The sequence below is a fragment of the Mesorhizobium sp. B2-3-5 genome, assembly GCF_006442395.1.
Taxonomy (GTDB): Bacteria; Pseudomonadota; Alphaproteobacteria; order Rhizobiales; family Rhizobiaceae; genus Mesorhizobium.
Map to the genome: position 1 here is coordinate 1 of NZ_VFVX01000071.1, position 4,397 is coordinate 4,397.

Here is a 4,397-nt window from a genome sequence, read left to right on the forward strand (position 1 = left end):
ACGCCCAAAAGCAGTTTCTTCATTGTGTTTCTCCTCCACTTTTGGTGTCCGGTTGCACCGATCTATCCGGAATCCCCGATCTCCCCGGGGAATCTCTCCCTGATATCGTTTCGTTCCACAGGCGTTTCCCTGCATGGGATGGAACGCCAAACCTCCGTTTGAAACAGATGTTCCGGAACGAAAGAACCAAAATGCGCAGTTGGTGAAATATTTATTCCATTTCGCATCGAGGCGTCAAGGGCGATTCCAAATTCGGACGCGCGATTTTGATGTCGATGCGGGAAGCCATGTGCCAAGCGGCCGGCCACGCGACGATGCGGCTCCTATCAAGCGTGATGGATTCTTTCATCCTGCCGGCGGGATGCGCCGGGTGACCAGGTAATCGCTAGATATTCTCGGGCAGATAGATATCGAACGGCAGGAATGTCTGGCCTGGCGCGTTCGCCGCGCCGGTCTCGATGGCATGCGCCATGAGGTCGAGCAATTCGCGGCAAAGTGCGGCCAGCGGCGTGGAGATCACCATCGTCAGGATCCCGTCGGCCAAGGCCGAACGCGAGACCGCCGTGATCTCGTTGCAGACGACCGCCGGCATCTCGGCCGGCTTTGCCTGCCTCAGTGCCGCGACCGCGCCTTCCATGCCGCCGCCGGCGACGTAGCAGCCGACCAGATCGGGGTGGCGGCCAAGAAGCTCGAGCAGCGTGTCCTGGGTGATTTGGTTGGCCTCGAGATTGACCAGCGTTTCCAGCAGGGTGAAGTCCGGCGCCTGTTCGCGGAAGAAGGAGCGAAAGCCGATCTCGCGCAGCTCATGGCCGTGGAAACGGTGGCTGCCGACGAACAGCGCGACCTTGCCCGGCCGCTTCGCCGCCTTTGAGATCATCCAGGCCGCGGTGCGGCCGACCTTGCGGTTGTCGAGGCCGACATAGCCCTCGCGGATGCCGGCGGCGAAGTCGGACAGCAACGAAAAGACCGGCAGCCCCCTGGCCTTCATCTGCTCGACCGTGACCGTCAGCGTCGGGTGATCAGGCCCGACCAGGGCGACGGCCCTGCATTTGGCCGCCAGCTTGCGCGTGCGCTCGACGATCTCGTCCGGCGTCAGCGAACTGGCGAAATCGATGATCGCGACGCCGCGGAAGCGCTGCGATTGCGACGCCGCAAGTTCGAGCTGCCGCGCGAACTCCGTGTAGAAGACATCATTGCCCCTCAACAGCAGGAAGCCGAGCCGGTACTCCGGCAATTCGTGGCGCATCCGCTGCTTGATCAGGCCGGCCGCGTGATAGCCGATCTCGGTCGCGGTCTCATAGACGCGGCGCGCGGTTTCCTCGCGCACCGGCAGGCGGTTGTTGAGCACGCGGTCCACCGTGGCGACGCTGACGCCCGAGACGCGCGCCAGATCGGTGATGGTCGGTCGTTTCGTCATGGTCGCCCTCGTTCGATTTCCAATATCGATACATCATTCTGATAGGAAATGATAGAAACTATCTTTGTGATATTGAGTCTATCATGGGTCGGCGGTATTTTTCAGGCTCGAAGCCAGATGGATGCCAAAAGCAACAGGTGATTGGCATTCGCTCGCGTGGATGCCCTTGCCCAAGGAGGCAATCATGACCGCAACGCCGTCCCGGCGTGACTACAGCCTGATCGGCCGCGACGCTAAGCTCGCCGTGGAAAACGGCCTGTCGGCGGCCGAATGGTATCACACCGATATTCCCCGCAAGCAGATGAAGGAGCTGATGCAGCGCTCCGACGGCCCGGCCATCCGCGATACAGCGATCTGGATTGCCGCGCTGGTCATCAGCGGCGCCGGCGGCGCCTGGTTCTGGGGCACCTGGTGGTGCGTGCCGCTCTTCTTCGTCTATGGCGTCCTCTATGGTTCGTCCACCGATTCACGCTGGCACGAATGCGGACATGGCACGGCGTTCCGGACGCAATGGATGAATGATGCGGTCTATCAGATCGCCTGCTTCATGATCATGCGCAATCCGGTAACCTGGCGCTGGAGCCACACGCGTCATCACACCGACACCATTATCGTCGGCCGCGACCCGGAAATCTCGGTCATGCGGCCGCCGGACCTGGTGCGCGCCATTCTCGGTTTTGTCGGCGTGCTCGATGCCTGGCATGCGATGAGCGACATGCTGCGCAACGCCGCCGGCAACATCAGCGCGGCCGAAAAGACCTTCATTCCGGAGCAGGAGCAGAAGAAGGCGATCCGCATTGCCCGCATCTGGGCGACGATCTATGCCGCGACCATCGCGCTGGCGCTGTATTTCGGCTCGTTCCTGCCCTTGATGCTGGTTGGCCTGCCGAGGCTCTATGGCGCCTGGCATCACGTCATGGTCGGCCTGCTGCAGCATGGCGGCCTTGCCGACAACGTCACCGACCATCGGCTGAACAGCCGCACCGTCTATATGAACCCGATCAGCCGTTTCATCTACTGGAACATGAACTATCATGTGGAGCATCACATGTTCCCCATGGTGCCCTACCATGCGCTGCCGAAGCTGCATGCGCTGATCAAGCACGACCTGCCGGCGCCGACCCCGTCGATCCTGGCGGGCTATCGCGAGATGATCCCGGTCTTCCTGCGCCAGCTGCGCAACGAGGATTATTTCCTGAAGCGCGAATTGCCGCCCACCGCACGGCCGTACCGCGAGGAATTCCACAACGACGCCGTCGCCGTCGCGGCGGAGTGACGGTGGGATCGAGATTTGCCGGGAGGACTGAATGAGCGACTGGGTCGAGGCCTGTGCTGCTGATGATATCGATGAAGAGGACGTGATGCGCTTCGATCATGGCGGACGTACCTTCGCCATCTATCGCAGCCCGGACGACGAGTACTTCGCCACAGACGGCCTCTGCACGCATGAGAAGGTGCATCTGGCCGACGGTCTGGTGATGGACGACATCATCGAATGTCCCAAGCACAATGGCCGCTTCAACTACAAGACGGGTGCGGCCAGGGGCGCGCCGGTCTGCGTCAACCTCAGGACCTATCCGGTCAAGGTCGACGCCGGCAAAGTCCTCGTTCAGATCGGGTGACGGATATGGCGCGGGGAATGGTCATCATCGGGGCCGGCGAATGCGGCGGGCGGGCCGCCCTTGGATTGCGCGATCTCGGCTATGACGGGCCGGTGACGCTGGTCGGCGACGAACCGCATCTGCCTTACGAACGGCCGCCTTTGTCCAAGGATGCGATGGCCAGCGACGCGCCGGAAATCAAGGCAATCGCCAGCGACGAGATGCTGGCCGAAAAGTCGATCCGGCATATCCATTCCGTCCAGGCCGTGGCGATCGATCGCGCGGCGTATACGGTGCGTCTGTCGGACGGTTCGGTCCTGCCCTACGACAAGCTGCTGCTGGCCACCGGCTCGACCCCGCGCAAACTGCCGATGCCCGGTCTCGGCGCGCGCTGCGTCTATCTCAGGACCTTCGCCGACGCGCTGGCCATTCGCGCCCATCTCAGTGCCGGCAACCGCATCGCCATCGTCGGCGGCGGCTTCATCGGCCTTGAACTCGCCGCCGCCGCCCGTAAGCTCGGCGCCACGGTCACTGTCATCGAGGCACAGCCGCGCATTCTGATGCGCGGCGTGCCGACCGAGATTGCCGAAATCGTTCACCAGGCGCACATCGCCGAGGACGTCAAGATCCTGTGCGGTGACGGCATTGCGGCCATCGTCGATGACGGCAAGGAAGTGCGCGTGTCGCTTGCGGGCGGACGGGAAATCGCAGCCGATCTCGCCATCATCGGCATCGGCGCCGTCCCGGTGACAGGGCTCGCGGCCGAAGCGGGCCTGGCCTTAGACAACGGCATTGCCGTCGACGCTGAATTGCGCACGAGCGACCCCGACATCTTCGCCGCCGGCGACTGCTGTTCATTCCCGCTCGCCGTCTATGGCGGTCGCCGCGTGCGGCTGGAAGCTTGGCGCAACGCACAGGAACAAGGCGCGCTGGCTGCGAGAAACATGCTGGGTGCCGGCGAGGCGCATGCGGCGGTGCCGTGGTTCTGGTCGGATCAGTATGGCCTGTCCCTGCAGATCGCTGGTCTAGCGGACGAAGGCCGTTCTGTCGTCCGCCGCGATCTCGGCGACGGCGCCTTCATCCTCTTCCATTTGGCGCAGGACGGCAGGCTGGTGGCGGCCAGCGGCATCGGCCCCGGCAATGCGGTCGCCCGCGACATCAGGCTGGCCGAAATGCTGATCGGCAAGCAGGCCAAGCCCGCGCCGGAGGCATTGGAATCGCAGGCCGTCAAGCTGAAGTCGTTGCTGGCGGCCTGAACGGCCGCGCCACCTTGTGGATGTCGGCGCCGCCCCTCATCTGCCTGCCGGCATCTTTGTAACTTGTCATTTGCCGAATCCGTTATGATGGCGGGAGCGGTGGCGGACGAGAGGCCGACGCAT

4 protein-coding genes are annotated in these 4,397 nt (G+C 63.2%); 3 read left to right on the forward strand and 1 reads right to left on the reverse strand.

Going from position 1 to position 4,397, the window contains the following annotated elements; all coding sequences use genetic code 11:
• Window positions 1-385: 385 nt before the first annotated feature.
• Entirely contained in the window at window positions 386-1,417 is a 1,032-nt protein-coding gene (locus FJ958_RS31240; protein ID WP_140749940.1) for a LacI family DNA-binding transcriptional regulator, read from the reverse strand.
• A 184-nt stretch (window positions 1,418-1,601) separates the two neighbouring features.
• Here FJ958_RS31240 and FJ958_RS31245 point away from each other — a divergent pair, with 184 nt between their 5' ends.
• Genes FJ958_RS31245 through FJ958_RS31255 form a run of 3 tightly spaced genes read left to right on the forward strand, consistent with a single transcriptional unit; the run spans window position 1,602 to window position 4,274 of the window.
• Complete coding sequence (locus FJ958_RS31245) at window positions 1,602-2,693, forward strand: fatty acid desaturase family protein (RefSeq protein ID WP_140749943.1); 1,092 nt, start codon at window positions 1,602-1,604, stop codon at window positions 2,691-2,693.
• A gap of 31 nt (window positions 2,694-2,724) precedes the next feature.
• Window positions 2,725-3,039: a MocE family 2Fe-2S type ferredoxin gene (locus tag FJ958_RS31250; RefSeq protein WP_140606630.1), complete on the forward strand. Its 315-nt coding sequence runs from the start codon at window positions 2,725-2,727 to the stop codon at window positions 3,037-3,039.
• A gap of 17 nt (window positions 3,040-3,056) precedes the next feature.
• Complete coding sequence (locus FJ958_RS31255; protein WP_246679864.1) at window positions 3,057-4,274, forward strand: FAD-dependent oxidoreductase; 1,218 nt, start codon at window positions 3,057-3,059, stop codon at window positions 4,272-4,274.
• The last annotated feature ends 123 nt before the right edge of the window (window positions 4,275-4,397 follow it).

Coding starts and splice junctions, on each gene's coding strand:
- FJ958_RS31240 (WP_140749940.1), bottom strand. CDS start 1,417: ATGACGAAACGACCGACCATCACCGATCTGGCGCGCGTCTCGGGCGTC.
- FJ958_RS31245 (WP_140749943.1), top strand. CDS start 1,602: ATGACCGCAACGCCGTCCCGGCGTGACTACAGCCTGATCGGCCGCGAC.
- FJ958_RS31250 (WP_140606630.1), top strand. CDS start 2,725: ATGAGCGACTGGGTCGAGGCCTGTGCTGCTGATGATATCGATGAAGAG.
- FJ958_RS31255 (WP_246679864.1), top strand. CDS start 3,057: ATGGTCATCATCGGGGCCGGCGAATGCGGCGGGCGGGCCGCCCTTGGA.